The organism is Streptomyces sp. NPDC015171, from assembly GCF_043079545.1.
Lineage (GTDB): Bacteria > Actinomycetota > Actinomycetes > Streptomycetales > Streptomycetaceae > Streptomyces.
Map to the genome: position 1 here is coordinate 151,430 of NZ_JBIBUO010000012.1, position 21,619 is coordinate 173,048.

The following is a 21,619-nucleotide window of genomic DNA, read 5'->3' on the forward strand; positions in this document are numbered from 1 at the left end:
CCCTTGCGAGCCGTCCGGGTGGGGCAGACTGCGGCCGTGAGCGCCTTCCTGTGGATCACCGCCGTGTCCCTGGCCGCCTGGTGCTGGCTGCTGCTGGGCCAGGGCTTCTTCTGGCGCACGGACGTCCGGCTGCCGCGGCGCCGGGAGCCGGACGCGTGGCCCTCCGTCTGCGTGGTCGTGCCGGCCCGTGACGAGGCCGCCGTGCTGCCGGCCAGTCTGCCGTCGCTGCTGGCGCAGGACTATCCGGGGCGGGCCGAGGTCGTCCTGGTGGACGACGGGAGCACGGACGGCACCGGAGAGCTGGCCCGCGCGCTGTCCCGGCGGCACGGCGGGCTGCCGCTCACGGTGGCCTCGCCCGGTGAGCCGCCGGCGGGCTGGACGGGCAAGCTGTGGGCGGTGCGCTGCGGCGTCGGGCTGGCACGCGCGCGTGATCCCGAGTATCTGCTGCTGACGGACGCGGACATCGCGCACGCGCCGGACAGCCTGCGCGAGCTGGTGGCGGCGGCCCGCACCGGGGGCTTCGACGTGGTGTCGCAGATGGCGCGGCTGCGGGTGGCGAGCGCGTGGGAGCGGCTCGTGGTCCCGGCGTTCGTGTACTTCTTCGCGCAGCTCTATCCGTTCCGGTGGATCGGCCGGAGGGGATCGCGTACGGCCGCGGCGGCGGGCGGCTGCGTCCTGCTGCGCGCGGACATGGCGGAGCTGGCGCGCGTCCCGGACGCCATCCGGCGCGCCGTCATCGACGACGTGGCGCTCGCCCGCGCGGTGAAGGGGGCGGGCGGTCACGTATGGCTGGGGCTCGCCGACCGGGTGGACAGCGTGCGCCCGTATCCGCGGCTGCACGACCTGTGGCGGATGGTCTCGCGCAGCGCCTACGCCCAGCTGCGGCACAACCCGCTGCTACTCCTCGGTACGGTCGCCGGGCTCGCCCTGGTGTACCTGGTCCCGCCCGCCGCCGTGATCGCCGGCGCGGCCGGCGGCGGTGGGGCGAGCGCGCTCGTCGGGGCGGCGGCCTGGGCGGTGATGACGGGCACGTACCTGCCGATGCTGCGTTACTACCGGCAGCCGCTGTGGCTCGCCCCGCTGCTGCCGTTCACCGCGTTCCTGTACCTGCTGATGACGGTCGACTCCGCCGTGCAGCACTACCGGGGGCGCGGGGCCGCCTGGAAGGGCCGCACGTACGCCCGCCCGGGCGCCGTGCCCGACGAGGGCTGAGCCGGGTCACTTGCGTCCCGGCGTCCAGTTCATCCCCCAGCCGTAGGCGCGGTCGACGGTCCGCTGCGGGCTCGATCCGCGCTCCGGCACCAGGTACCGGGCCTCGCGCTGGACGAGGAGGTCGCCGCCGGTGTTGGTGAGCAGCGCGAGCGCGCACACCGGGGAGGAGACGGTGCACTCGTCCAGCGAGAACTCGATGGGAGCGCCGTGCTGCGGCCGGAGGGTGACGGTGGCGTGCAGGTCGGCGAAGGAACTCGCTCCTTCGTAGATGGTGACGAAGACGAGGATGCGCCGGAAGTCCTGCCTGTGGTCGAGGTTGATGGTGAGGTTCTCGCCGCTCGCCACGGCCCCGGTGCGGTCGTCCCCGTCGAGATGGATGTACGGGGGCCTGCGGAGCGAACCGAAGGCGTTGCCGAGGGCCTGGACGACTCCCTTGCGGCCGTCGGCGAGTTCGTACAGCGCGCACAGGTCGAGATCGAGGCCGCCCCCGCCGCCCCACCGACTGCCCCAGCCCGACGGCTGTTTGCGCATCTGCCAGTTGAGGTTCACCTGCATGGCACCGGAGGTACCGCCCTGTTTGGCGAGCGAGACGGACGGCGCCGCCTTCGTGAGGGTGACCTTGGACAGCCGGACCGGCTGGGCGGCGGGTGCGGGCGGGGCAGCGGGCGGCGGGGCCGGCGTCGCGGCGGGGCGCGGTGGCGCGCTCGCCGGAGGCACGGCGGCCGGGGCCGGCGCCAGGGCCGGTGCGGCGCGCTGGGGTTCGTCCACGGTGATGCCGAAGTCCGTGGCGAGGCCTTCGAGTCCGCTGCCGTAGCCCTGGCCGACGGCACGGAACTTCCAGCCGCCCTGGCGGCGGTAGAACTCGCCGAGGACGAAGGCCGTCTCCACCGTCGCGCCCGGGCTGTCGAAGCGGGCGACGACCTGTCCCGAGGCGGCGTCGGTCACCTCGATGTAGAGGTCCGGGACCTGGCCGAACGATCCGCCGTCCGCGGAGGCCGCGAGGACGATCCGCTCGATGGCGCCCTCCACGCGCGCGAGGTCGGCCAGCAGTACGTCGGTGACGCGCCCTGCGGACGTCCGCTTGCCCTCGTGGCGTACCGCGCCGGAGGGGTGGGCGGGCTGGTTGTAGAAGACGAAGTCGCCGTCGGAGCGGACCTTTCCGGCGGCGAGCAGCAGCGCGGAGGCGTCGGCGTCCGGCACCCCCGGTCCGGAACGCCAGCCCAATTCGACGCGGAGCGCCGTGGTCGGCACCGGTGCGTTGGACCCTTTCGGCATTGTCATGTCCGCCCCCATCGCGTGTGTCGGCTTCCGGGAATCGCCCTTCGGTCCGTGTGATCTCGGGCCTGTGTGATCCCTACCCGCACAACCTATTCCGGGGTGCCGCGCACGCCCATGGGCGGCACCGAAAGATCGCCGGTCAACCCCCGGTAACCTCGCAGGAACTCGGCCTTTACACGATCCAAACGTCGACCGGCGTCCCTTTTTGCCAAGTTCGCTCGGATTGAGGATCCCAGACTACTGCCGACACAGAAAACAACCCTCTTATCGGTCTCCCCAACCAGCACATCGTGGGCTTAACTTATGTGCCATGACCTCCCCCCGCTCCACTTATGGTGGCGGCTACTACTCCGCCTCCTTCCCGGACACCCCGATCTACGACTCGCTCGTCGCCGAGCGTGGCACCCCGCAGATCGCCCCGATCCGGGTCCCCGCCGCCTACGACACGGGCAGCAGCCTCCCCGCCCTGCCGTCGGCCCTCCCCGCTCTCCCGTCGGGCCCGTCCCACCAGTCCGCCTACGGCTACCCCCAGGCGCAGCAGCCCGCACCGCTGCAGCAGGCGCCCACCGCGTACATCCCGCAGCAGGCCAGCGCGCCGCGCGGCTACCCGGGTCCGCAGGCCCAGCAGCAGCGCCCGATGGCGCAGGGCAACGGATACGAGGCCATGCGTCCGGCCGCCCCGCGGCCCGCGCCGGCTCCGTACCAGGACCCGTACAACAACCAGCAGTACCGGGGCTACTGACCGGCACACCCTGCTGTCGGTGCCGCCTGGCACGATGGGCGGCATGGGTAACGCCGCAGTGCAGTCGATCCACGTCCATCCGGTCAAGGCGTTCCGGGGCATCTCGCCCCGGCAGGCCGTGGTGGAACCCTGGGGGCTGGCCGGAGACCGACGCTGGACGCTGATCGACGACGGGGGGAAGGTCGTCACCCAGCGCGAGCAGCCGCGCCTCGCTCAGGCCGCCGCCGAGCCACTGCCCGGCGGCGGCGTCCGGCTGTCCGCGCCCGGCCGGGAGCCGTTGACGGTCGAGGTGCCGGAGCCGGCGGAGACCGTGCTGGTGGACGTGTTCCGCGCCAAGGTGGAGGGGATCCCGGCCGCGGCGGCGGCGCACCTCTGGTGCAGCGCGTACCTGGGGTCCGAGGTCCGTCTGGTCCACATGGACGACCCGGCCACCCGCCGCCCCGTCGACCCCGAGTACGCCCTGCCCGGCGAGACGGTCAGCTTCGCCGACGGCTACCCCCTGCTGGTCACCACGGTGAGTTCGCTGGACGCCCTGAACAGCCTGATCTCCGAGGGCCCGAACGCCGCCGAGGGCCCGCTGCCCATGAACCGGTTCCGGCCCAACGTCGTCGTCGCCGGCACCGATCCCTGGGCCGAGGACGGCTGGACGCGCATCTCCGTCGGCGAGGTGGAGTTCCGGGTCGCCAGGCCGTGCGGACGGTGCGTCGTGACCACCACCGACCAGGACACCGCCGTACGCGGCAAGGAGCCGCTGCTCACCCTGGCACGCCACCGCAGGATCGGCGGGAAGCTGGTGTTCGGCCAGAACGTCGTGCCCCTCTCCCCCGGCACGATCAGAATCGGCGACCCGGTGCGGGTGCTGGGCTGACGCGCGCGCGGTGGCCGGGCGATGATCCGGCGGACCGGGAACCGCAGGACGTGTCCCGGGCGTTGAGAGAACGTGAGGAATCCGTGAGACCGGGTGCGTCGCCTGCCGCGGCGGGCATGCCGTCGCTCTCTCCCGGCCAGGACCGGGGGCGAGCACCGTCCGCCGGGGGGTGTCACGGACCGGAAGGGGGTGGGGACACATGCGGGCTCTCAGTGGGCTGTGGCGCTGGCGCCACAATCCGCTGCGCCGCGCGACCGACACGGCCGAGGCGTGGTTGGCCCTCGCGGCGCTCCTGCTCATCGCCGTGGCCGCACCCGTGGCCGGCTGTCTGGCCGGATTCACGGCCCAGGACTCGCTCCAGCGGTCCGTGCGGCACCAGCAGCACGCACGCCATATCGTCACGGCCACCGTCGTGCGGGACCTGGGCGGGGCGCTGCCCGAGCCCGACCCTGAGTCCAGTTCGGCGCGTGAGGCCCGCAGCCGCGTCCTCGCGGACTGGACCGCCCCGGACGGCACCCCGCGGCGCGGCCCGGTCCTCGCGGACCTCAAGTCCCCGCACGCGGGAGACCACTTCAGGCTCTGGACCGATCCGCACGGCCGAATAGCGACCCGCCCGCTGGACTCCGCCACGGCGACGACGCACGCCGTGCTCGCCGGATTCGGCGCGGCCCTGCTCACCGCGGCCCTGGTCGAGACCGGCCGCCGCGTGGCCGTCTGGCGCCTGGTCCGCCGGCGGTACGCAGGCTGGGACCAGGCCTGGGACCGGGCGGGCCCGGACTGGGGCAAGGCGGGCACCGGCATCTGACGGCCTTCCGGCTCTGGTCAACCCGGCGTGCACGCACACGCTACGGTGGACCGGCCGAAGCGCTTTCGGCGACGACCCGCGGGTGCGTGGCCCCCGGGGCGCACAGGTTTCCGGGTGCGCGAACGCGCTCGTACCCCGGGGCCGAGCACGTCGCGGTCCCGGCGCCGGCAGGCTGGAGCGCCCGGCGGACATCGAGCCATCAGTACGACGAGGTGGGGGCACAGCAACGCCATGGCACAGGGCACGGTCCAGGTGACGCACACCGGTACTTCGCGGTGGCGGCGCCGCACGGGTGAGTACGCGTCGCTCGCCGCCGCCCTGGAGGCCGCCGCCGACGGCGACGTCCTCACGATCGCCCCCGGCACGTACCGGGAGAACCTGGTCGTCCAGCGGGCGGTGACGCTCCGTGGGCCCGACGGCTCGCCCGGCTCGGTGCGGATCGCGCCCGTGGACGGTGTGCCGCTCACCGTGCGGGCCTCGGCCGTGGTGCAGGACCTGCATGTGGAGGGCCAGGACGTGGCGGCGCCCGCGCTGCTGGTCGAGGAGGGCACACCCGAGCTGATGGACCTGCGGATCGTCACCCGGTCCGCCGCCGGCATCGAGGTGCGCGGCAGCGCCCGGCCGACCGTGCGCCGGTGCACCGTCGACAACCCGGCCGGCATCGGCATCGCCGTACTCGACGGCGGCAGCGGGGTGTTCGAGGAGTGCGAGGTCGTCGCGGCCGGGCAGGCGGGGGTGGCGGTGCGCGGCGGTGCCCATCCGCGCCTGGAGCGCTGCCGGGTGCACCACGCCTCCGGCACCGGTCTCACCGCGACCGGCGAGAACTCCGCGCTGGAGGCGGTGGGCTGCGAGATCTACGAGGTGCGCGGCTCCGGCGTGCAGATCACCCAGCGGGCCACCGCGCATCTGACCGACTGCGATGTGCACCGCACCACCGCCGACGGCATCACCCTGGACACCGACGCGGTGCTCACCCTCGCCGACTGCCGCATCCACGACATCCCGGAGAACGCGGTCGACCTGCGCTCCCGCTCGGTGCTCACGCTGACTCGCACGACGGTGCGGCAGTTCGGGCGCAACGGCCTGTCGGTGTGGGACCCGGGGACCCGGGTGGACGCCAACCAGTGCGAGATCTTCGACAGCACCGGCGACTACCCGGCGGTGTGGGTGAGCGACGGGGCCACCGCCGTGCTCGACTCCTGCCGGGTGCACGACGTGCCGGACGCGCTGTTCGTGCTCGACCGGGGCTCGCGCGCGGACGTCGTCGACAGCGATCTGTCGCAGGTGCGCAACACGGCCGTGTCGGTGAGCGACGGGGCGACCGCGCAGCTGGACGACTGCCGGATCCGGGAGGCGGCCACCGGCGCCTGGTTCCGCGACCACGGCAGCGGCGGCACGCTCAACAACTGCACCCTGGCCGGCACCCAGACCGGTGTGATCGTCACCAAGGGCGCCGACCCGACCGTGGAGCGCTGCACGGTCGACTCCCCCTCCGAGGCCGGTTTCTACGTCTCGGCGGGCGGCCGGGGCAGCTTCCTGAACTGCCGGGTCACCGGCAGCGGCGGCTACGGCTTCCATGTGATCGACGGCTGCCGTACGACGCTGCGCGCATGCCGCACGGAGCGGTGCGCGCGCGGTGGGTACGAGTTCGCCGAGGGCGGCCCGGACGCGGGCTCCGGTACCGGACCGGTCGTGGAGGACTGCACCAGCGACGAGAGCGGCGGCCTCAGGGCGCCCGCGGGCGGGGAGCCGGCCGTGCGGGCGGTGGCGCACTCCGGCGGGCTGCTGGGTGCGCTCCCCGGGCCGCGGGCGGCGGAGCCGGAGCCGGCCGTCTCCGTGCCCGGGGCCGAGCAGCCGTCGCGCACGTCGAAGGACGTGCTCGGTGCACTCGACGCGCTGGTGGGCCTGGAGAGCGTCAAGCGCGAGGTACGGGCGCTGACCGACATGATCGAGGTGGGCCGGCGCCGGCGGCAGGCCGGGCTGAAGGCGGCCTCGGTCAAGCGGCATCTGGTCTTCACCGGCTCCCCCGGCACCGGCAAGACGACGGTCGCCCGGCTCTACGGCGAGATCCTCGCCTCGCTCGACGTGCTGGAGAAGGGCCACCTCGTGGAGGTGTCCCGGGTCGACCTGGTCGGCGAGCACATCGGCTCCACGGCGATCCGCACCCAGGAGGCCTTCGAACGGGCGCGCGGCGGAGTGCTGTTCATCGACGAGGCGTACGCGCTGTCGCCGGAGGACGCCGGGCGGGACTTCGGCAAGGAGGCCATCGACACGCTGGTGAAGCTGATGGAGGACCACCGGGACGCGGTGGTGGTCATCGTCGCCGGGTACACGGCGGAGATGGAGCGCTTCCTCTCCGTCAACCCGGGTGTGGCCTCCCGTTTCTCCCGCACCATCACCTTCGGCGACTACGGCCCCGAGGAACTGCTGCGGATCGTGGAGCAGCAGGCCGACGAGCACGAGTACCGGCTGGCGCAGGGCGCGGCCGAGGCACTGCTGAAGTACTTCACGGCGATCCCCAAGGGCCCGGCGTTCGGCAACGGCCGGACCGCCCGGCAGACGTTCGAGGCGATGGTGGAGCGGCACGCGAGCCGCGTCGCCCAGCTCGCCGATCCCACCACCGACGAGCTGACCCTGCTGTACGCGGAGGACCTGCCGGAGCTGCCCTGAGCCCTGGCGCCGAGCGCCTCAGTCGTCCTGGCGCAGCCTGCGCCAGATCCGGGTGCGGTGCAGGACGTAGAGGGAACCGAACAGGACCAGCACCTGCAGGCCCACCGCGAGCAGCCAGAACTCGTCCCTGCTCTCCAGCTTGTCCGTCAGGAACGTGAAGTTCATGCCGAAGAACCCGGTCAGGAACGACAGCGGCAGAAAGACCACGGACACGATGGCCAGCCGGTTGATCACGCCGTTCTGCTCGTCGGCGACGAGCGAGGAGTAGCTGGCGGACGCCCGCCGGTTGGCCTCCTGCAGGGACTCGATGTCCGCGAGCACCAGCCGTCCGCTGGTCTGGAACTCCCGGGCGAGCCGCTGCCGCTCCACCGGAAAGGAGGCGCTCATCATCCGCCGGGTGAGGACCTCGTCGGTCACCTCGAGGAACGGCCGCAGGAAGTGGTGCAGGACGCCGGCGCGGCGCCGCAGCTGCGCCAGGCGGTAGACCTGCTCGGGCCGGCGTTCCTCGAAGATGCGGTCCTCCAGGTCCTCGGTCTCCAGCAGGGCTCGCACGGCGGCCCTGCGGAAGGTGCCCAGCGCCTCGCCGAGCAGGAGGAAGAGCACGGCGACGGTGTCGGAGGGCCGCTCGTGCAGGAGCGCCGCGGTCATGGTCCTCGCCAGGTCGGCCTGGCCCCGGTGCACGGTGGCCAGATAGCTCTCGGTCACCAGTACATGGATGTGGGCGATCTGCTCCTCGTGGACCACGGGGACGACGAAACCGGCCCTGTCCCCCAGGTACTCGGCGCGCGGGGGCTCGTCCGCTCTGCCGAACCAGTCCAGGTTCTCGGCGCCCAGGCCCAGCTGCTCGGCGACCGGCCGCGCTCCCGCCTGCGGCTGCACCGGCAGCTCGATGTCGACGAGCACGAAACGGTCCGCGGCCAGCCGGTCGCGTGCCTCCGCCACATCCGTACGGGTGACGGCCACCTCCGGCATCGACACCACCGTAACGATCATCGCCCCTCGCCATTCGTTCCGAAGCCCGCGGACTCCAGCGTCGGTGCGCTTCGGCGTCCCCGCATGCGCAGGCACTCGTGTGCGGCGCCGTGCGGCCCGAACGGATGAGGGACGCCGCGTGCCGCGAGAGCCGGATCAGTCCGCTTCGGGCCGGTGCCGGTCCTGTTCGGGGCGCTGGCCCGGCAGGTCCGGGCGCAGCCGGATCAGCAGGCGGGCTCGTTCACGGGCGAAGGCGGGGTCCGCCTGGTAGTCGGAGTGGCCGAGGATCGGGGCGGGGAGCGGGTGCTCGGGCGTACGGCCGTAGGCGAGGGGGTCCGGCAGCGGCTCGTGGTCGACTTCCGGGGCCGTGCCGCAGGGGACGCGGACGGGGCCGCCGATGGGGTCGGTGCGGCGGTAGAGGTTGCGCCAGCAGGCGATGTCGTGGTGCAGGGCGGCGAGCGCCGGCGGGCCGAAGTAGGAGGGGAACCAGCGGCCGTAGAGGCGCTCCAGCGGGGAGCCGTAGGTCAGCAGGGCGACCCGGCCGCGGACGGGCGGCGGCAGCTGCCAGGCCGCCGCGGCGGCGAGGACCGTGCCCTGGGAGTGACCGGACAGGACCAGCCGGCCGCCGGTGCGCCGGGTCCAGGTGGCCATGCGCCAGGTCAGGTCCGGCACCGCGCGCTCGGCGTAGCAGGGCGGTGCGAAGGGGTGGGCGGCGCGCGGCCAGAAGGTGCCGACGTCCCAGAGGATGCCGATGGTGCGCCGTGCCGAGGCGTCCTTGTAGGCCCGCCTGCCCCACGTGACGAACAGCAGGAAGCCGAGGCCGACCAGCCAGGAGCCCAGGGACTGCGAGGTCTCGGCCACGGCCCGGACGAGGTGCTGGGTGCCGCGGGCCGCCCCGTCGGGTGTCTTCCGGGTGGTCACGGCGCCGGCCAGCGCGACGCCGCCCAGCAGCAGGGTGGTGACGGTGAGCACGGCCACCACCAGCGGCACCCGGTCGGTGAGGGTGGCCATGGCGCGGGCCCGGGCGATGGCACGGGTGCGGGGCGGGTCCTCGGGTTCTCCGGGGTGCTCCTCGCGGACGTCCTCGCGTTCGGCGCGGGCGAGCCGGGCGGTGCGCACCGCGAGCAGGGCGGCGAGGAGAGACAGGACCACGAGCAGGGCCGGAATCACGGAGGCCTGCCAGGTCAGCAGCACGGGCGGCCCGGGGAGCAGGGCGCGGGTGCCGTCCAGCCAGTCGGCGACGCGCTGGGCGACGCCGCCGGACATCACTCCGCCGAGCGCGCACGCCAGCAGGGCGACGGCGGGGCCGCCGAGGCCCCGCATGCCGGCGCGCGGGTCGGGGCGGCGCCGGTACAGCTCCCGGGCCACGACGGCGAGGACGACGACGAGCAGGCCCTGGGCCAGCATGAGGGCGCCGAAGGCCGGGTCCCCCGGCAGCCGTCCGGCGGACTGCCAGCCGGGCCGGGACCAGCCCGCGTACAGCAGGGCGAGCAGCAGCAGGGCGAGCGCGCCGAGCGGCAGGGCGCGGACGAGCTGCCGGTCGAGCCCCTGGTCGGGCTGGTTCTCGCTGCGGCCCCTGCGGCAGACGACCACCACGGTGGCGGCGGACCAGCCGAGCAGGGCCGCGGCCAGGAGCCAGCCGAGGGCGTCCAGGGCGGCGGGGCCGCCGGGCCGGTGGTCGTGGCGGACCGCCGGGGTGAGGACGGCGGCGGCCACGGTGAGCAGGCCCGCCGCGGTGTGCGCGGCGCGCAGCCGGGCGACCAGGCGGCGCCCGTACCAGAAGCCGGGCCGGGCGAGCGCGCTGCCGTCGGTGTCCGGCCCGGTGTCGTCGTCCGGGTCGGGGCCGAGGGAGAGCGGCCGGTAGGACTCGTACGCGCTCCAGGTGCGGTGCGAGAGGTACCAGAGCAGGCCGGTCAGGGCGGCCGGCAGCAGCGCGGCGAGGGCCACCCGGCGGCCCGGCGCGCTCCACCAGCCGCCGGACCCGGCGGTCGCCTCGGGGGCGGCGGGTTCGAGGAAGCCGAGCCAGGAGTGGCGGCGGACGCAGGCGTGGGTGCCGGCGCACTGCCAGGCGACCAGGTCGAGGGCCACCTCGCAGACCGCGGCCGTCAGCAGCACGGTCAGGGTCAGGGCGGCTAACCGTACGAGGAGGCCGTAGAGCCGGACGGTGCGTGGCCGGCCGGGTGCGGCGGGGCGCATCCAGTGGGCGAGGTTCACCACCATGAACGGCAGCAGCAACAGCCACAGGGCGCGGCTGCCGTTGCCGGAGGTGAGGTTGGACCAGACGTACGCCTCCTGGACCGGGCCGCTGCCGGGCACGTTCTCCGCCGGGACGGGCCCGGCGTCCTCGGCACGCCGGAAGACGGCGGCCGTGTCGTCGCCGGTGACCCGGACCGTGCGCGGGTCGCCGAGCATCTTCTCCGGTGTGGTGCCGCCGACCCCGTGCACCAGCAGTTCCAGGTCGGTCTCCGGCTCCGCGGCCCGGGCCGCGGGGCGGTCGTCGTGGTGCCCGGCGGGGCGGTCGTCGTATTGCCCGGCGGGGCGGTTCTGCGCGCGGTCCACTGTTCTCGCACTTCCCCCGTGGCGCTCTGCCGTCTGTGTCGTGCGCGCTCCAGGATCTCCGGTTCGGAGGTCGCGTGCACCTCTCGTCACGGAATCTCCCCGATCCGTATGACACCGGGCGGGCGGCCCGTGCCGCGCGTGGCGGATACGCGGGCGCGCAGGCGGTGGCGCAACCGGGGGCGACCCGTGAAAAGATGGGACGCCCGCGGACCGCCGCACGCATGGAACTTCCAGGTCGGAGCCGGTGCGCAGGGGGTGTCGGACGGTTGGCGGCGAAAGGACCGGAGCGTACGTGAGTGAGAATCAGAACCTCCTCGCGGAGCAGCGCCGCGCCCTGATCCTGGACGAGGTCCGGCGCCGGGGCGGGGTACGGGTCAACGAGCTGACCCGCAAGCTCGGCGTCTCGGACATGACCGTGCGCCGCGACCTGGACGCGCTCGCCCGGCAGGGCGTGCTGGAGAAGGTGCACGGCGGCGCGGTGCCGGTGGTCGAGGCGAGCACGCACGAGCCGGGGTTCGAGGCGAAGTCGGGGCTCGAACTGACCGCCAAGGAGGACATCGCGCGCGCGGCGGCCGGGCTGGTCAGCCCGGGGGCGGCGATCGCCCTGTCCGGCGGTACGACGACGTACGCGCTCGCCCAGCAGCTGCTGGAGGTGCCCGAGCTGACCGTGGTCACGAACTCGGTGCGGGTCGCGGACGTCTTCCACGCGGCGCAGCGCACCTCGGGGCAGCGGCAGGCGTCGGCCACGGTGGTGCTGACCGGCGGGGTGCGCACCCCGTCGGACTCGCTGGTGGGGCCGGTGGCCGATCAGGCGATCGCCACGCTCCACTTCGATCTGCTCTTCCTCGGGGTGCACGGCATATCGGTGGAGGCCGGCCTGTCCACGCCGAACCTCGCCGAGGCGGAGACCAACCGGCGGCTCGTGCACTCCGCGCGCCGGGTCGTGGTGGTCGCCGACCACACCAAGTGGGGCACGGTGGGCCTGAGTTCCTTCGCCACGCTGGAGCAGGTGGACACGCTGGTGACCGACGCGGGCCTGCCCGCCGAGGCGCGCGCGGAGATCTCCGAGCATCTGCGGCTCGTGGTGGCGGGCGAGCCCGGGGAAGACGCCACAGACATCTGAGAAGCCGTCAGCTATGGTGACTGCGCCCGGTCGACCGCACCGCGGGAGCGGCACAAGGGGGTTGCGTCCATGGCTCGTCGTCTGCGTCCGGTGGATATCGACTTCGTCGGGACGGCGCCCGTGCGCCTGGTCTTCGCACGGGATGTCGCCGCCTCCCCCGAGCGGGTCTTCAGCGCGCTCGCCGAGGACGTGCCGGGCTGGCCGCAGTGGTTCTCGGCGGTGACGCTGGCCCGGTCCACCGACGGCGGCGCCGGGCGGGAGATACGGCTCAGGGGCGGCACGCGGTTCGACGAGACGGTGCTCGTGGCGAAGGGGCCCGAGGTGTACGCGTACCGGGTGGACGCCACCAACGCGCCGGGTGCCCGTGCGCTGGTAGAGGAGTGGCGGCTCGCTCCCCGTGGCACCGGCACCCGTGTTCAGTGGACCTTCGCCGCCGATGGGACGGCGGCGTTCCGGTGGGTTCTCGGGCTGGCCCGGGTGGGCCTCGGCCGGGCCTTCCGGGACGCGGTGACGTCCTTGGACCGGCGCCTGGCGAAGGGCTGATCAGTCGGGGCGGCGGGGCCGGGAACGGCTCAGTCCGGCCACACCCCGGTGGCCAGCAGGGTGTCGATCGCCACCGCGTACGGGGTGATGTCCAGGCCCTGCTCCGCGAGCCACGCGTCCGAGTAGTACTTGTCGAGGTACCGGTCGCCCGGGTCGCACAGCAGCGTGACCACACTGCCCGTACGGCCCTCGGCCACCATCTCGGAGACGATCTTCAGCGCGCTCCACAGACCGGTGCCCGTGGACCCGCCCGCCCTGCGGCCGATGGCCCGCTCCAGGGCCCGTACGGCGGCGACGCTCGCCGCGTCCGGCACCTTCATCATCCGGTCGATCGCACCGGGCACGAAGCTGGGCTCCATGCGCGGCCGGCCGATGCCCTCGATCCGCGAGCCGCAGTCACAGGTGACGTCCGGGTCACCGGTGGTCCAGCCCTCGAAGAAGCACGAGTTGTCGGGGTCGGCGACACAGATCCGGGTGTCGTACTGCATGTAGTGGACGTAGCGGGCGAGGGTCGCCGAGGTACCGCCGGTGCCGGCCGTGGCGACGATCCAGGCGGGCTCCGGGAACCGCTCCAGCTCCAGCTGGCGGAAGATGGACTCGGCGATGTTGTTGTTGCCACGCCAGTCCGTGGCCCGCTCGGCGTACGTGAACTGGTCCATGTAGTGGCCCCCGGTCTCCACCGCGAGGCGGGCGGACTCCTCGTACATCTTCCGGGAGTCGTCCACGAAGTGGCACTGTCCGCCGTGGAACTCGATCAGGCGGCACTTCTCGGCGCTGGTCGTGCGCGGCATGACCGCGATGAAGGGCACGCCGATCAGCTTCGCGAAGTAGGCCTCGGAGACCGCCGTCGAGCCGCTGGACGCCTCGATCACCGGGCGGCCCGGACGGATCCAGCCATTGCACAGACCGTAGAGGAACAGCGAACGGGCGAGCCGGTGCTTGAGACTGCCGGTGGGGTGGGTGGACTCGTCCTTCAGATAGAGGTCGATGCCCCACCGCTCGGGCAGCGGAAACCGCAGCAGGTGCGTGTCCGCCGAGCGGTTGGCGTCGGCCTGAACTTTTCGAACGGCCTCTTTGAGCCAGCCGCGGTACGTGGGGTCGCTGCGGTCGACATCGAGGGTGGCGCCGGTCCTGATCTGGGGAGTGGTGCTCACGGCGGTGCTCCTTACGCTGGTCGCCGACGGCGCCTCACGCGGGCCGGCAAGTCGAGCATAGGCACCTTTCACACCGCTTCCCACCTGCATAAACGCATCTTTGAGCCACCCAAAGACGTGCTGGGGCACAGACGTGCGAGTCCATCGGGGGCGCATGGGCGCGAGTGCACCGGGCGGTCGTCGCACGCGCCACGCGCGTACTGGTGCTCCTCGCCGCGCCGGGGCAGACTGCACGCGACGGGACGACCGTCCCGAACGGGGGCGCACACGGAACCACGGGAACACCGCAAGGGGGCGGCGAGACATGGCGGAGCCGGAGTTCACGGCCACAGGCGTGCGAATCGGCAAACGCATGCGTTCGCTCACCCGGGCCGGGCAGGTCCGGATAAGCGACGGCAGGCTGGAACTGCTCACCAGCTACGGCAGCGAGATCGACAGCGCGCCGGTCCAGGCGGTCCGCGCGTCCAAGCCGTGGTTCGGGCCGGACGACCGCGCCCTGGCCGACGTCAACGGCACGCGGTATTCGCTGACGCTGGGCGAGCGCGAGCCCGCGCCGGGCCAGCCCGGACCGCCCAGCGCACGCCGGTTCATCGAGGCGGTCCGCAGGGCGGCGGAGCACCGCGGCTGAGCGCCGCACCGTCGCGGCGAGTTGCGTGAGCGCAACCGCTGCGTCACTCTGGTCTCACGTCACTCTGGGTTTACCGGCGATAACGCTGCGAACCAGCCCGCCGGCCACGACAGCAGGCGGACGTTTGGACGCAAGCACCCTGCTGGATCCGTTGTTCTCCGTGTTCTTCCGGTTCCTCCGGACCTCACATCGGGGAGTCGCAGCCGTGATCAGTCACCCAAGCAGGCACTGCACGGTGGAGCTCCAAGCCCTGCCGTCGCGGATCGGACAGGTCCGCAGAATCGTATCTGCACAGTTGCGCTACTGGCATATGGACCCGTTGATAGACCACGCCGCGCTCGGTGTGACGGAGCTGCTCAGCAACGTCCACCGGCACGCAAGGCCCGACAAGTCGTGCACCGTCGAACTGGAACTGCTGTCCGACCGGCTCACGGTCTCGGTACGGGACCACGATCCGCGCCTTCCGGTGGCGGCCGACATCCCGGACCCGGCGGACGCCGCTCCGCTGCCCACCTGCGGACGCGGGCTGGCCATGGTGGCCGCGGTGAGCGAGAGCTGGGGGGCCCGCCCGGACGGCGAGAACGGCAAGATCGTGTGGTTCACGCTGCCGGCCCCGGCGACGGCCCGCAGTCATCCGGCACGGTCTCCCCGAGGGGCGGTACGGCCCACGCCCGCCCCGGCACCGGCTGGTGCGCCCGCGTCCGCGCCCTCGCCCGTCGAGGTGGGCGCGGCGGCTCCTTCGCAGGCTTCGGTCCCGGTGCGGGCCTCGGTTCCGGCGGGGGTGTCGGTTCCGGACGGCGCCCGGGTTCCCGCCGGGGTTCCGGCCGGGGTCCGCGCGGGCGAGGTCGTGGCCGCGGCGGGCGCCCCGGCACCGGCGGGCGGCGGGGCCGCGGCTCCGGACGCGGTCGGGGCCGTCACGGGTGCCAGGGCCGTCCCCGCCACGGCTTCGGCGCCGGTCCCGGCTTCCGCGGCCGCCTGCCCCACGGCGGGGCCCGCCTCGGCCGCGACCGGGACACCGGCTGCCGTGCGGTCCGCGGTCCCCGGCTGACGGGCCGTACGCCCTGGACAACCTGAACCACCCGTACCAGCTGCACTACCTGCACCACCTGCACTGCCGCTCACGACGGGCCCGCGGACACCGACCCGCGGGCCGTCGGCGCGAGGGCGAACGACGGTGGCGCTCGCGGCGTCGGATGCCGCGAGCGCCACCATCGCCACGATCGCCGCCGCCACCGCCGCCCTCGCGGTCCTCGCGGCCCTCGCGGCCCTCGCGGTCCTCGCGGCCCTCGCGGCCCTCGCGGTCCTCGCGGTCAGGCCGCACCGCCCTTGCCCAGTCGGCCGAACTGCTCCTCCAGGACGGACAGCCGGCGCCAGTACTCGTCCTCGTCGATCTCACCGGCGGCGAAACGGCGGCCGAGAACGGCGAGCGGCGAATCGCCCGCCGGGCGTCCGGCGCCCGCCTGCCGCCAGGAGCCGCCGCGCCCGCGCCAGGCGGTGCGGCGCAGGACGGTGACGGCGCCGATCACGACGGCCGCCCAGATCAGCGGGAAGAACAGGATCCACGGGCCGGGTCCGCCGTCCCAGTTCGCCAGGTTCTGCATCTCGGTTCGTCTCCCTCGTCGTACGGGTCTTCGGGTGCTGTCCCGAGGTTGCCTCCGGCAGGGGGTCCGGGTCGTCGTGCGGCCGGCGGCAGTGCGCGTACCCCGTGGGGAGTACAGGGGGGTGGTGACTGTACCTACTGGTATGTACAGTGAGCGTATGAGCACCTCGGAACGTCTGATCGAGTCCACGCGCGAACTGCTGTGGGAGCGCGGGTACGTGGGCACCAGCCCCAAGGCGATCCTGGAGCGCGCGGGCGCCGGCCAGGGCAGCATGTACCACCATTTCAAGGGCAAGCCGGATCTCGCCCTCGCTGCGATCCGGCGCACCGCCGAGGAACTCCGGGCCACCGCCGAGGCCGCGCTCGGCGGCCCGGGTACGCCGTACCAGCGCATCGAGGCGTATCTGCTGCGCGAGCGTGACGTACTGCGCGGCTGCCCGGTCGGCCGGCTGACCATGGACCCGGACGTGATCGCGAGCCCGGAGCTGCGCGCACCGGTCGACGAGACGATCGCGGCCATCCGCGAGCGGATCGCCGGGATCGTCGAAGAGGGCAAGCGGGACGGGCAGTTCGCGCCCGGCCTCGACGGCGCGGAGATCGCCGCCGCCGTCCTCGCGACCGTGCAGGGCGGCTATGTCCTCGCCCGCGCCTCCGGATCGCCCGCCGCCTTCGACGCCGGTGTGCGGGGGCTGCTCTCCCTGCTGACACCTCCGGCCCCCGCCCGGCACGACGGAAGGGACGCCTGATGCACGCCCTGCAGTACGAGTTGACCCTCCCCGCCGACTACGACATGGGCGTCATCCGCGCCCGGGTCGCCCGGCTGAGCCCCGCGCTGGAGCACTGGGAGGGCCTCGGGACCAAGGCGTACCTGATACGCGAACGGGGTGTGCACGGCTCGCCGGTGAACCAGTATGCGCCGTTCTACCTGTGGAACACGGTCGAGGGCATGAACCGCTTCCTGTGGGGCGGCCCCTTCCAGGGCCTCGTCGACGACTTCGGGCGGCCCTCCGTGCGGCAGTGGACCGGGCTCGGCTTCGCCGAGGGCGACGGGGACCGTCCCGCGTTCGCCGTCCGGCGGCGCCTTCCGGTGCCGGAAGGGGGCGAGCTGACGACGCTGATGGCGCAAGCGGTGGCCGAGACGGAGCGCCTGGCGGCCGAGGGCGGCGCGGTGCTCGCGGCGGCGGCCGTGGACCCGCACCGCTGGGAACTGGTCCACTTCTCCCTCTGGGCGCACGACACCCCCGAGGCCGAAGGGGACGTCTTCGAGGTGCTGCACCTGTCCGCACCCGGCCGGGACCTGCTGCCGCGCGGACGGCAGTGGTGACCCGCGTCCGTACGGTCCTCGGCGACATCCCGCCCGGTGAGCTGGGCGTGTGCGACGCGCACGACCACCTCTTCCTGCGCAGCCCGCGGCTGCCGGGACAGGAGCTCGACGATGTCTCCGCCGCGCGGGCCGAACTGGCGGCGTTCCGCGCGGCGGGCGGCGCGGCCGTCGTGCAGTGGACGCCGTACGGCATGGGACGGCGGGCGGCGGACCTGCCGGCACTCTCCCGGGCGACCCGGGTACGGCTCGTCTGCGCCACCGGGCTGCACCAAGCGGCACACTACGCACCGGATCTCCTCACCCGGCTGCGCGGCGCCCGGCTGGCCGAGCTGTTCGTCTCCGAGCTGACGTCGGGCATCGCGGCGACCGGGGTGCGGGCGGGGCTGATCAAGGTGGCGGGCGGATTCCACGGGCTCGACGCGCACGCCCGCTGGACCATGACGGCGGCGGCCGAGGCGCACCACGCCACCGGGGCGCCCGTCGCCGTGCACCTGGAGCTAGGCACCGGCGCGCTCGACGTACTCGACCTGCTCTGCGGTGAGCTGGGCGTGCCCGGCGAGCGGGTGATCCTGGGACATCTGAACCGCTCCCCGGACCCGGTGGTGCACCGGCGGGCCGCCGCTTCGGGCTGCTGGCTGGCCTTCGACGGGCCGTCCCGCACCCACCACGCCACCGACTGGCGGATGCCGGAGGCGGTACGGGCCCTGGCGGAGGCGGGGTTCGGGGACCGGCTGCTCCTCGGCGGGGACACGGTGACCGCCGGGGCACGCTCGGCCGCCGACGGCCCCGGCATGCCCTACCTGCTGCACGGGGTACGGCAGCGACTCGCGGAGGAGGTGGGCGCTGAGCTGGTCCACCGCGTGCTGACGGAGCATCCGGGACGGGCGTTCGGCACCGACTGGACGTGACCCGGCCGTCCCGACCCGGGGCGAGCCGCCCGTGGCCCTCCCGTGGCCCGATCGTGCGGATCCCTGTCCCGCCGGACGGTTCCGCCGTCGGCCCTGGTCCGGAGGATGGGAGCAGGAGACCGCCCCGCCTCGAAGGAACGAGACCCCATGGCCCTGGAGATGCGCGACCGCTGCGAGCGCTGCGAGACCGCCCTGCTGCCCCCGGACGGTCCGGCCCGTATCTGCTCGTACGAGTGCACGTTCTGCGAGGCGTGCGGTACGGCCCTGGGCCTGATCTGCCCCAACTGCGGCGGCGAGCTGGTGCCGAGGCCGCGCCGCGCGCGGGCCGGCGGGAGCGACGCGGCCCCCTCCGGAGACGACGCGGGCGGCACCTGAAATGAAGATGATCAGACATCGGCCCGGCGCCTAGCCTGACCGGCATGACCACCCCCGTGTATCCGCCCAAGCCCGTGCCCGGCGACCGGATCGCCGTCCTGTCGCCCTCGTCCGGTCTGCCGGCGCTGCTCCCGCTCCCCTACGAGCTGGGGCTCGAACGGCTGCGCGCGGACTTCGGTCTCGAACCGGTGGAATACCCCACCACGCGCACCATGGGCGCCACCCCCCGGCAGCGCGCCGACGACATCCACGCGGCGTTCGCCGATCCGACGGTCAAGGCGGTGATGGCCTCCATCGGCGGCGACGACCAGATCACCGTGCTGCCGTATCTGGACCGCGAGCTGATCCGCGCCAACCCCAAGCCGTACTTCGGCTCAAGCGACAACACCAACCTGCTGGTGCTCCTCGACAACCTGGGCATCGTCGGCTACCACGGCGCCTGTCTGATGACCGAGATAGGGCGCCCGTACGCACTGCACCCGCTGACCGCCGACTCGGTGCGCGCGGCCCTGTTCGCCTCGGGTCCCTACGAACTCCGCCCCGCCGAGCGCTACCGGGACACCGCCCGCGACTGGGCCGACCCGGCCACCTTCGCCGCGGAACCGGAGATGCGGCCCGCCGGTGGCTGGCTCTGGCACCGGCCCGAGGGGACGGTCGAGGGCCGTGCCTGGGGCGGCAACCTGGAGATCCTCTCGTGGCTGCTGATGGCCGACCGCGAGATCGACCGCGATCCGGCGGCCTACGAGGGCCGGGTGCTGTTCCTGGAGACGTCGGAGGAACTGCCGAGCGCGGCGGAGGTCTTCCGGATCCTGCGCAACGTGGGTGAGCGGGGCCTGCTGGCACGGTTCCCGGCCCTGCTGATGGGCCGCGCCAAGGCGTGGTCCTTCGAGCGGCCGAACGGCGCGGACGACCGGCGGCGCTATGCCGTCGAGCAGCGTGAGGCGGTGCTGCGGGCGCTGGCCGCTTATGCTCCGCACACCATGGCGGTCTTCGATGTGGACCTCGGGCACACCGATCCCCAAATGGTGATCCCGTACGGCGGAACGGTGCGTGTGGACGGCCCGGCCCGCCGGATCACGGTGACGTACTGACGGCTCCGGGCGCGGCAGGGGCGTTGTCAGTGCCGTGTCCTACGCTGGCCGGGATCGGTGAAAGTGCGGCGGGGGGCGGGAAGTGGGCGGCGACGAATGGCGGCACGTGGGGCCGTACCAGCGTGATCTGGCGGCGGCCTTCCGGCGGGAGCAGGAGATCGAGCTGGCCGGTGACGACCGCGGCTTCCCCGGCTGTACGGTCGCCCAGTTGTGGGACGCCCCGGAGTGGATGGAGTACATCTACACCGGTGGTACGGCCACGGTGCTCGACCAGGCTCTCATGGTGGAGCCCACGGACACCGAAGGCGGCCCGTACATGCGGCCGTTGACCGAGGCCGAGGTCAGATCCTGGGCCCCGGGCGGCCGGCCGACGCACGCCGCCTGGACGGACGCCCTGGATTCCGGCCGGCTCGCCTTCCCCGGCCGCGGCTGCGGCAACTGCACGGTGCTGTACGACGACGCGGGCGGTCCGGCCCAGATCGCGTACTGGGGCTGCACCTCGGACTAGGCGCCCGCGGCCAGCGCCTCCAGGGGGTCGTCCAGCACCGGCTGCCAGGCAAGTTCCGCCGCGCCGACCAGGCTGTTGTGGTCCAGGGTGCAGGGCAGGATGGGGACACCGCCGCTCTGGCCCCACAGGCTGCGGTCGGCCACCACCGCGCGCAGCCGGCCCGGGTCCGCGTCCAGCAGGGTGCGGTGGAGGCCGCCCAGGATGATGCGGTCCGGGTTCAGGATGTTGACCAGGCCGGCCAGGCCCAGGCCGAGGCGGTCGATGAGGGCCTCGCCGGCCCTGCGGACGGCCGGATCGGCGTACTGCGTGCGCAGCAGGTCGTTGGCCTGCTTGAGCAGCGACATCTCCGGGCCGGGCTCGCGGCCCGCCTCCACCAGCAGGGCGAGCGGGTCCGCCTCGACGTCCAGGCAGCCGCGGCTGCCGCAGTGGCAGGGGCGGCCCTCGGGGTTGACCGTGAGGTGGCCGACCTCCAGCGCCAGACCGGAACTTCCGGTGTGCAGACGGCCGTCCAGGACGAGCGCGCCGCCGACACCCCGGTGCCCGGTGGCCACGCACAGCAGGTCCCGGGCGCCCCGGCCGGCGCCGTGCCGGTGCTCGGCGAGCGCGGCGAGGTTGACGTCGTTGCCCGTGAACGCGGGTCCGCCGATACCGGCGGCACGCACGCGCTCCGCGAAGATCTCCCGGACGGGGGCGCCGGCGGGCCACGCCAGATGCAGCGGGTTGAGGGCGAGTCCGGCGGGTTCGGCGACGGCGGACGGCACGGCGAGCCCCGCGCCCACACAGCGCCTGCCGGTCGTGCGCAGCAGCTCGGCGCCCGCCTCGACCACGGAGCCGAGCACCTTCGCGGGATCGGCGTCGACGGTCTCGCAGCCGGGCGCGGTCGCCACGATCCGGCCGCCGAGGCCGACCAGCGCGGCCCGGAAACCGTCGGCGTGCACCTGCGCCGCGAGGACCACGGGACCGGCCTCGGCGACTTCGAGGCGGTGCGAGGGGCGCCCCTGGGAACCGGCCGCCGCGCCGGGCCGGGCATCCACCCGGATCAGGCCCAGCGCCTCCAGCTCGGCGGCCACCGCGCCGGCCGTCGCGCGGGTGACGCCGAGCTCGGCGGTGAGCACGGCACGGGTCGGCGCCCGTCCGGTGTGCACCAGTTCCAGCGCGGGCCCGAGCGCACCGCGCCCCCGGTCGAGCCGCGCTCTCGAGGTGGTCCTCTCCCCCGCTGTCCGGGGTTCCGCCTTGCCGCTCATGAGAGCGAGTCTCCC

The 21,619-nt window shown here is 73.8% G+C and carries 20 protein-coding genes and 1 pseudogene; 15 read left to right on the top strand and 6 right to left on the bottom strand.

Annotated features, from left to right (window positions below):
* Window positions 1-48 precede the first annotated feature (48 nt).
* Window positions 49-1,212, top strand: coding sequence for a glycosyltransferase (locus ACF073_RS29090; RefSeq protein WP_392074520.1), 1,164 nt, complete (start codon window positions 49-51; stop codon window positions 1,210-1,212).
* Window positions 1,213-1,218: 6 nt separating this feature from the next.
* Here ACF073_RS29090 and ACF073_RS29095 read toward each other — a convergent pair whose 3' ends face one another.
* Window positions 1,219-2,487 carry a TerD family protein gene (locus ACF073_RS29095; protein ID WP_392074521.1) on the bottom strand — a complete coding sequence of 423 codons (1,269 nt, stop codon included), beginning with the start codon at window positions 2,485-2,487 and terminating at the stop codon, window positions 1,219-1,221.
* Window positions 2,488-2,800: 313 nt separating this feature from the next.
* Here ACF073_RS29095 and ACF073_RS29100 point away from each other — a divergent pair, with 313 nt between their 5' ends.
* The 4 genes from ACF073_RS29100 (at window position 2,801) to ACF073_RS29115 (ending at window position 7,575) form a co-directional block, all read left to right on the top strand.
* A complete protein-coding gene (locus tag ACF073_RS29100) occupies window positions 2,801-3,232 on the top strand; it encodes a DUF6643 family protein (RefSeq protein ID WP_392074364.1) in 432 nt (143 codons plus the stop codon).
* Window positions 3,233-3,275: 43 nt separating this feature from the next.
* Window positions 3,276-4,100, top strand: a complete 825-nt coding sequence (locus tag ACF073_RS29105) for an MOSC domain-containing protein (RefSeq protein WP_392074365.1) — start codon at window positions 3,276-3,278, stop codon at window positions 4,098-4,100.
* 199 nt (window positions 4,101-4,299) lie between these two features.
* A complete protein-coding gene (locus ACF073_RS29110) occupies window positions 4,300-4,905 on the top strand; it encodes a hypothetical protein (RefSeq protein WP_392074366.1) in 606 nt (201 codons plus the stop codon).
* Between the two features lie 231 nt (window positions 4,906-5,136).
* On the top strand, window positions 5,137-7,575 hold the full coding sequence (locus ACF073_RS29115) for a right-handed parallel beta-helix repeat-containing protein (RefSeq protein ID WP_392074367.1): 2,439 nt from the start codon (window positions 5,137-5,139) through the stop codon (window positions 7,573-7,575).
* 18 nt (window positions 7,576-7,593) lie between these two features.
* Here the strand turns inward: ACF073_RS29115 and ACF073_RS29120 are convergent, their stop codons facing one another.
* The gene (locus tag ACF073_RS29120; protein WP_392074368.1) at window positions 7,594-8,568 is read right to left on the bottom strand and encodes a CorA family divalent cation transporter; all 975 of its coding nucleotides are present in this window, start codon (window positions 8,566-8,568) and stop codon (window positions 7,594-7,596) included.
* Between the two features lie 135 nt (window positions 8,569-8,703).
* Entirely contained in the window at window positions 8,704-11,106 is a 2,403-nt protein-coding gene (locus ACF073_RS29125) for a hypothetical protein (RefSeq protein ID WP_392074369.1), read from the bottom strand.
* Window positions 11,107-11,398: 292 nt separating this feature from the next.
* Here ACF073_RS29125 and ACF073_RS29130 point away from each other — a divergent pair, with 292 nt between their 5' ends.
* Both ACF073_RS29130 and ACF073_RS29135 read left to right on the top strand, forming a co-directional pair.
* Window positions 11,399-12,229 carry a DeoR/GlpR family DNA-binding transcription regulator gene (locus ACF073_RS29130; RefSeq protein ID WP_392074370.1) on the top strand — a complete coding sequence of 277 codons (831 nt, stop codon included), beginning with the start codon at window positions 11,399-11,401 and terminating at the stop codon, window positions 12,227-12,229.
* Window positions 12,230-12,298: 69 nt separating this feature from the next.
* Window positions 12,299-12,772: an SRPBCC family protein gene (locus ACF073_RS29135; protein ID WP_392074371.1), complete on the top strand. Its 474-nt coding sequence runs from the start codon at window positions 12,299-12,301 to the stop codon at window positions 12,770-12,772.
* Between the two features lie 29 nt (window positions 12,773-12,801).
* On the opposite strand, the gene ACF073_RS29140 is transcribed toward ACF073_RS29135, so the two are convergent.
* Complete coding sequence (locus ACF073_RS29140; RefSeq protein WP_392074372.1) at window positions 12,802-13,926, bottom strand: PLP-dependent cysteine synthase family protein; 1,125 nt, start codon at window positions 13,924-13,926, stop codon at window positions 12,802-12,804.
* A gap of 304 nt (window positions 13,927-14,230) precedes the next feature.
* Between ACF073_RS29140 and ACF073_RS29145 the strand changes: the two genes are divergently transcribed.
* Together ACF073_RS29145 and ACF073_RS29150 are read left to right on the top strand one after the other, a co-directional pair.
* Window positions 14,231-14,554, top strand: a complete 324-nt coding sequence (locus tag ACF073_RS29145; RefSeq protein ID WP_392074373.1) for a hypothetical protein — start codon at window positions 14,231-14,233, stop codon at window positions 14,552-14,554.
* 205 nt (window positions 14,555-14,759) lie between these two features.
* A pseudogene (locus ACF073_RS29150) lies at window positions 14,760-15,206 on the top strand (ATP-binding protein); the annotation flags it as partial.
* Between the two features lie 658 nt (window positions 15,207-15,864).
* Here the strand turns inward: ACF073_RS29150 and ACF073_RS29155 are convergent.
* Complete coding sequence (locus tag ACF073_RS29155) at window positions 15,865-16,155, bottom strand: SHOCT domain-containing protein (protein ID WP_392074374.1); 291 nt, start codon at window positions 16,153-16,155, stop codon at window positions 15,865-15,867.
* A 142-nt stretch (window positions 16,156-16,297) separates the two neighbouring features.
* On the opposite strand from ACF073_RS29155, the gene ACF073_RS29160 reads away from it, so the two are divergent.
* From ACF073_RS29160 to ACF073_RS29185, 6 genes are all read left to right on the top strand, one after another.
* Window positions 16,298-16,900 (top strand): TetR/AcrR family transcriptional regulator, encoded by a 603-nt coding sequence (locus ACF073_RS29160; protein ID WP_392074375.1) that lies wholly within the window; start codon window positions 16,298-16,300, stop codon window positions 16,898-16,900.
* Entirely contained in the window at window positions 16,900-17,478 is a 579-nt protein-coding gene (locus ACF073_RS29165; RefSeq protein ID WP_392074376.1) for a DUF4865 family protein, read from the top strand. Before ACF073_RS29160 ends, ACF073_RS29165 begins: the two co-directional genes overlap by 1 nt.
* Window positions 17,475-18,386: a phosphotriesterase gene (locus ACF073_RS29170; RefSeq protein ID WP_392074377.1), complete on the top strand. Its 912-nt coding sequence runs from the start codon at window positions 17,475-17,477 to the stop codon at window positions 18,384-18,386. The genes ACF073_RS29165 and ACF073_RS29170 overlap by 4 nt, the downstream gene beginning before the upstream one ends.
* A 147-nt stretch (window positions 18,387-18,533) precedes the next feature.
* Window positions 18,534-18,761, top strand: a complete 228-nt coding sequence (locus tag ACF073_RS29175; protein WP_392074378.1) for a DUF1272 domain-containing protein — start codon at window positions 18,534-18,536, stop codon at window positions 18,759-18,761.
* Between the two features lie 44 nt (window positions 18,762-18,805).
* Window positions 18,806-19,852, top strand: coding sequence for a S66 peptidase family protein (locus tag ACF073_RS29180; RefSeq protein ID WP_392074379.1), 1,047 nt, complete (start codon window positions 18,806-18,808; stop codon window positions 19,850-19,852).
* Between the two features lie 82 nt (window positions 19,853-19,934).
* The gene (locus ACF073_RS29185) at window positions 19,935-20,360 is read left to right on the top strand and encodes a hypothetical protein (protein WP_392074380.1); all 426 of its coding nucleotides are present in this window, start codon (window positions 19,935-19,937) and stop codon (window positions 20,358-20,360) included.
* Here the strand turns inward: ACF073_RS29185 and ACF073_RS29190 are convergent.
* Window positions 20,357-21,604, bottom strand: a complete 1,248-nt coding sequence (locus ACF073_RS29190; RefSeq protein WP_392074381.1) for an ROK family protein — start codon at window positions 21,602-21,604, stop codon at window positions 20,357-20,359. The genes ACF073_RS29185 and ACF073_RS29190 overlap by 4 nt on opposite strands.
* Between the last annotated feature and the right edge of the window lie 15 nt (window positions 21,605-21,619).

Coding starts and splice junctions, on each gene's coding strand:
- ACF073_RS29110 (WP_392074366.1), top strand. CDS start 4,300: ATGCGGGCTCTCAGTGGGCTGTGGCGCTGGCGCCACAATCCGCTGCGC.
- ACF073_RS29135 (WP_392074371.1), top strand. CDS start 12,299: ATGGCTCGTCGTCTGCGTCCGGTGGATATCGACTTCGTCGGGACGGCG.
- ACF073_RS29120 (WP_392074368.1), bottom strand. CDS start 8,568: ATGATCGTTACGGTGGTGTCGATGCCGGAGGTGGCCGTCACCCGTACG.
- ACF073_RS29100 (WP_392074364.1), top strand. CDS start 2,801: ATGACCTCCCCCCGCTCCACTTATGGTGGCGGCTACTACTCCGCCTCC.
- ACF073_RS29155 (WP_392074374.1), bottom strand. CDS start 16,155: ATGCAGAACCTGGCGAACTGGGACGGCGGACCCGGCCCGTGGATCCTG.
- ACF073_RS29190 (WP_392074381.1), bottom strand. CDS start 21,604: ATGAGCGGCAAGGCGGAACCCCGGACAGCGGGGGAGAGGACCACCTCG.
- ACF073_RS29175 (WP_392074378.1), top strand. CDS start 18,534: ATGGCCCTGGAGATGCGCGACCGCTGCGAGCGCTGCGAGACCGCCCTG.
- ACF073_RS29115 (WP_392074367.1), top strand. CDS start 5,137: ATGGCACAGGGCACGGTCCAGGTGACGCACACCGGTACTTCGCGGTGG.
- ACF073_RS29095 (WP_392074521.1), bottom strand. CDS start 2,487: ATGCCGAAAGGGTCCAACGCACCGGTGCCGACCACGGCGCTCCGCGTC.
- ACF073_RS29160 (WP_392074375.1), top strand. CDS start 16,298: ATGTACAGTGAGCGTATGAGCACCTCGGAACGTCTGATCGAGTCCACG.
- ACF073_RS29180 (WP_392074379.1), top strand. CDS start 18,806: ATGACCACCCCCGTGTATCCGCCCAAGCCCGTGCCCGGCGACCGGATC.
- ACF073_RS29165 (WP_392074376.1), top strand. CDS start 16,900: ATGCACGCCCTGCAGTACGAGTTGACCCTCCCCGCCGACTACGACATG.
- ACF073_RS29105 (WP_392074365.1), top strand. CDS start 3,276: ATGGGTAACGCCGCAGTGCAGTCGATCCACGTCCATCCGGTCAAGGCG.
- ACF073_RS29145 (WP_392074373.1), top strand. CDS start 14,231: ATGGCGGAGCCGGAGTTCACGGCCACAGGCGTGCGAATCGGCAAACGC.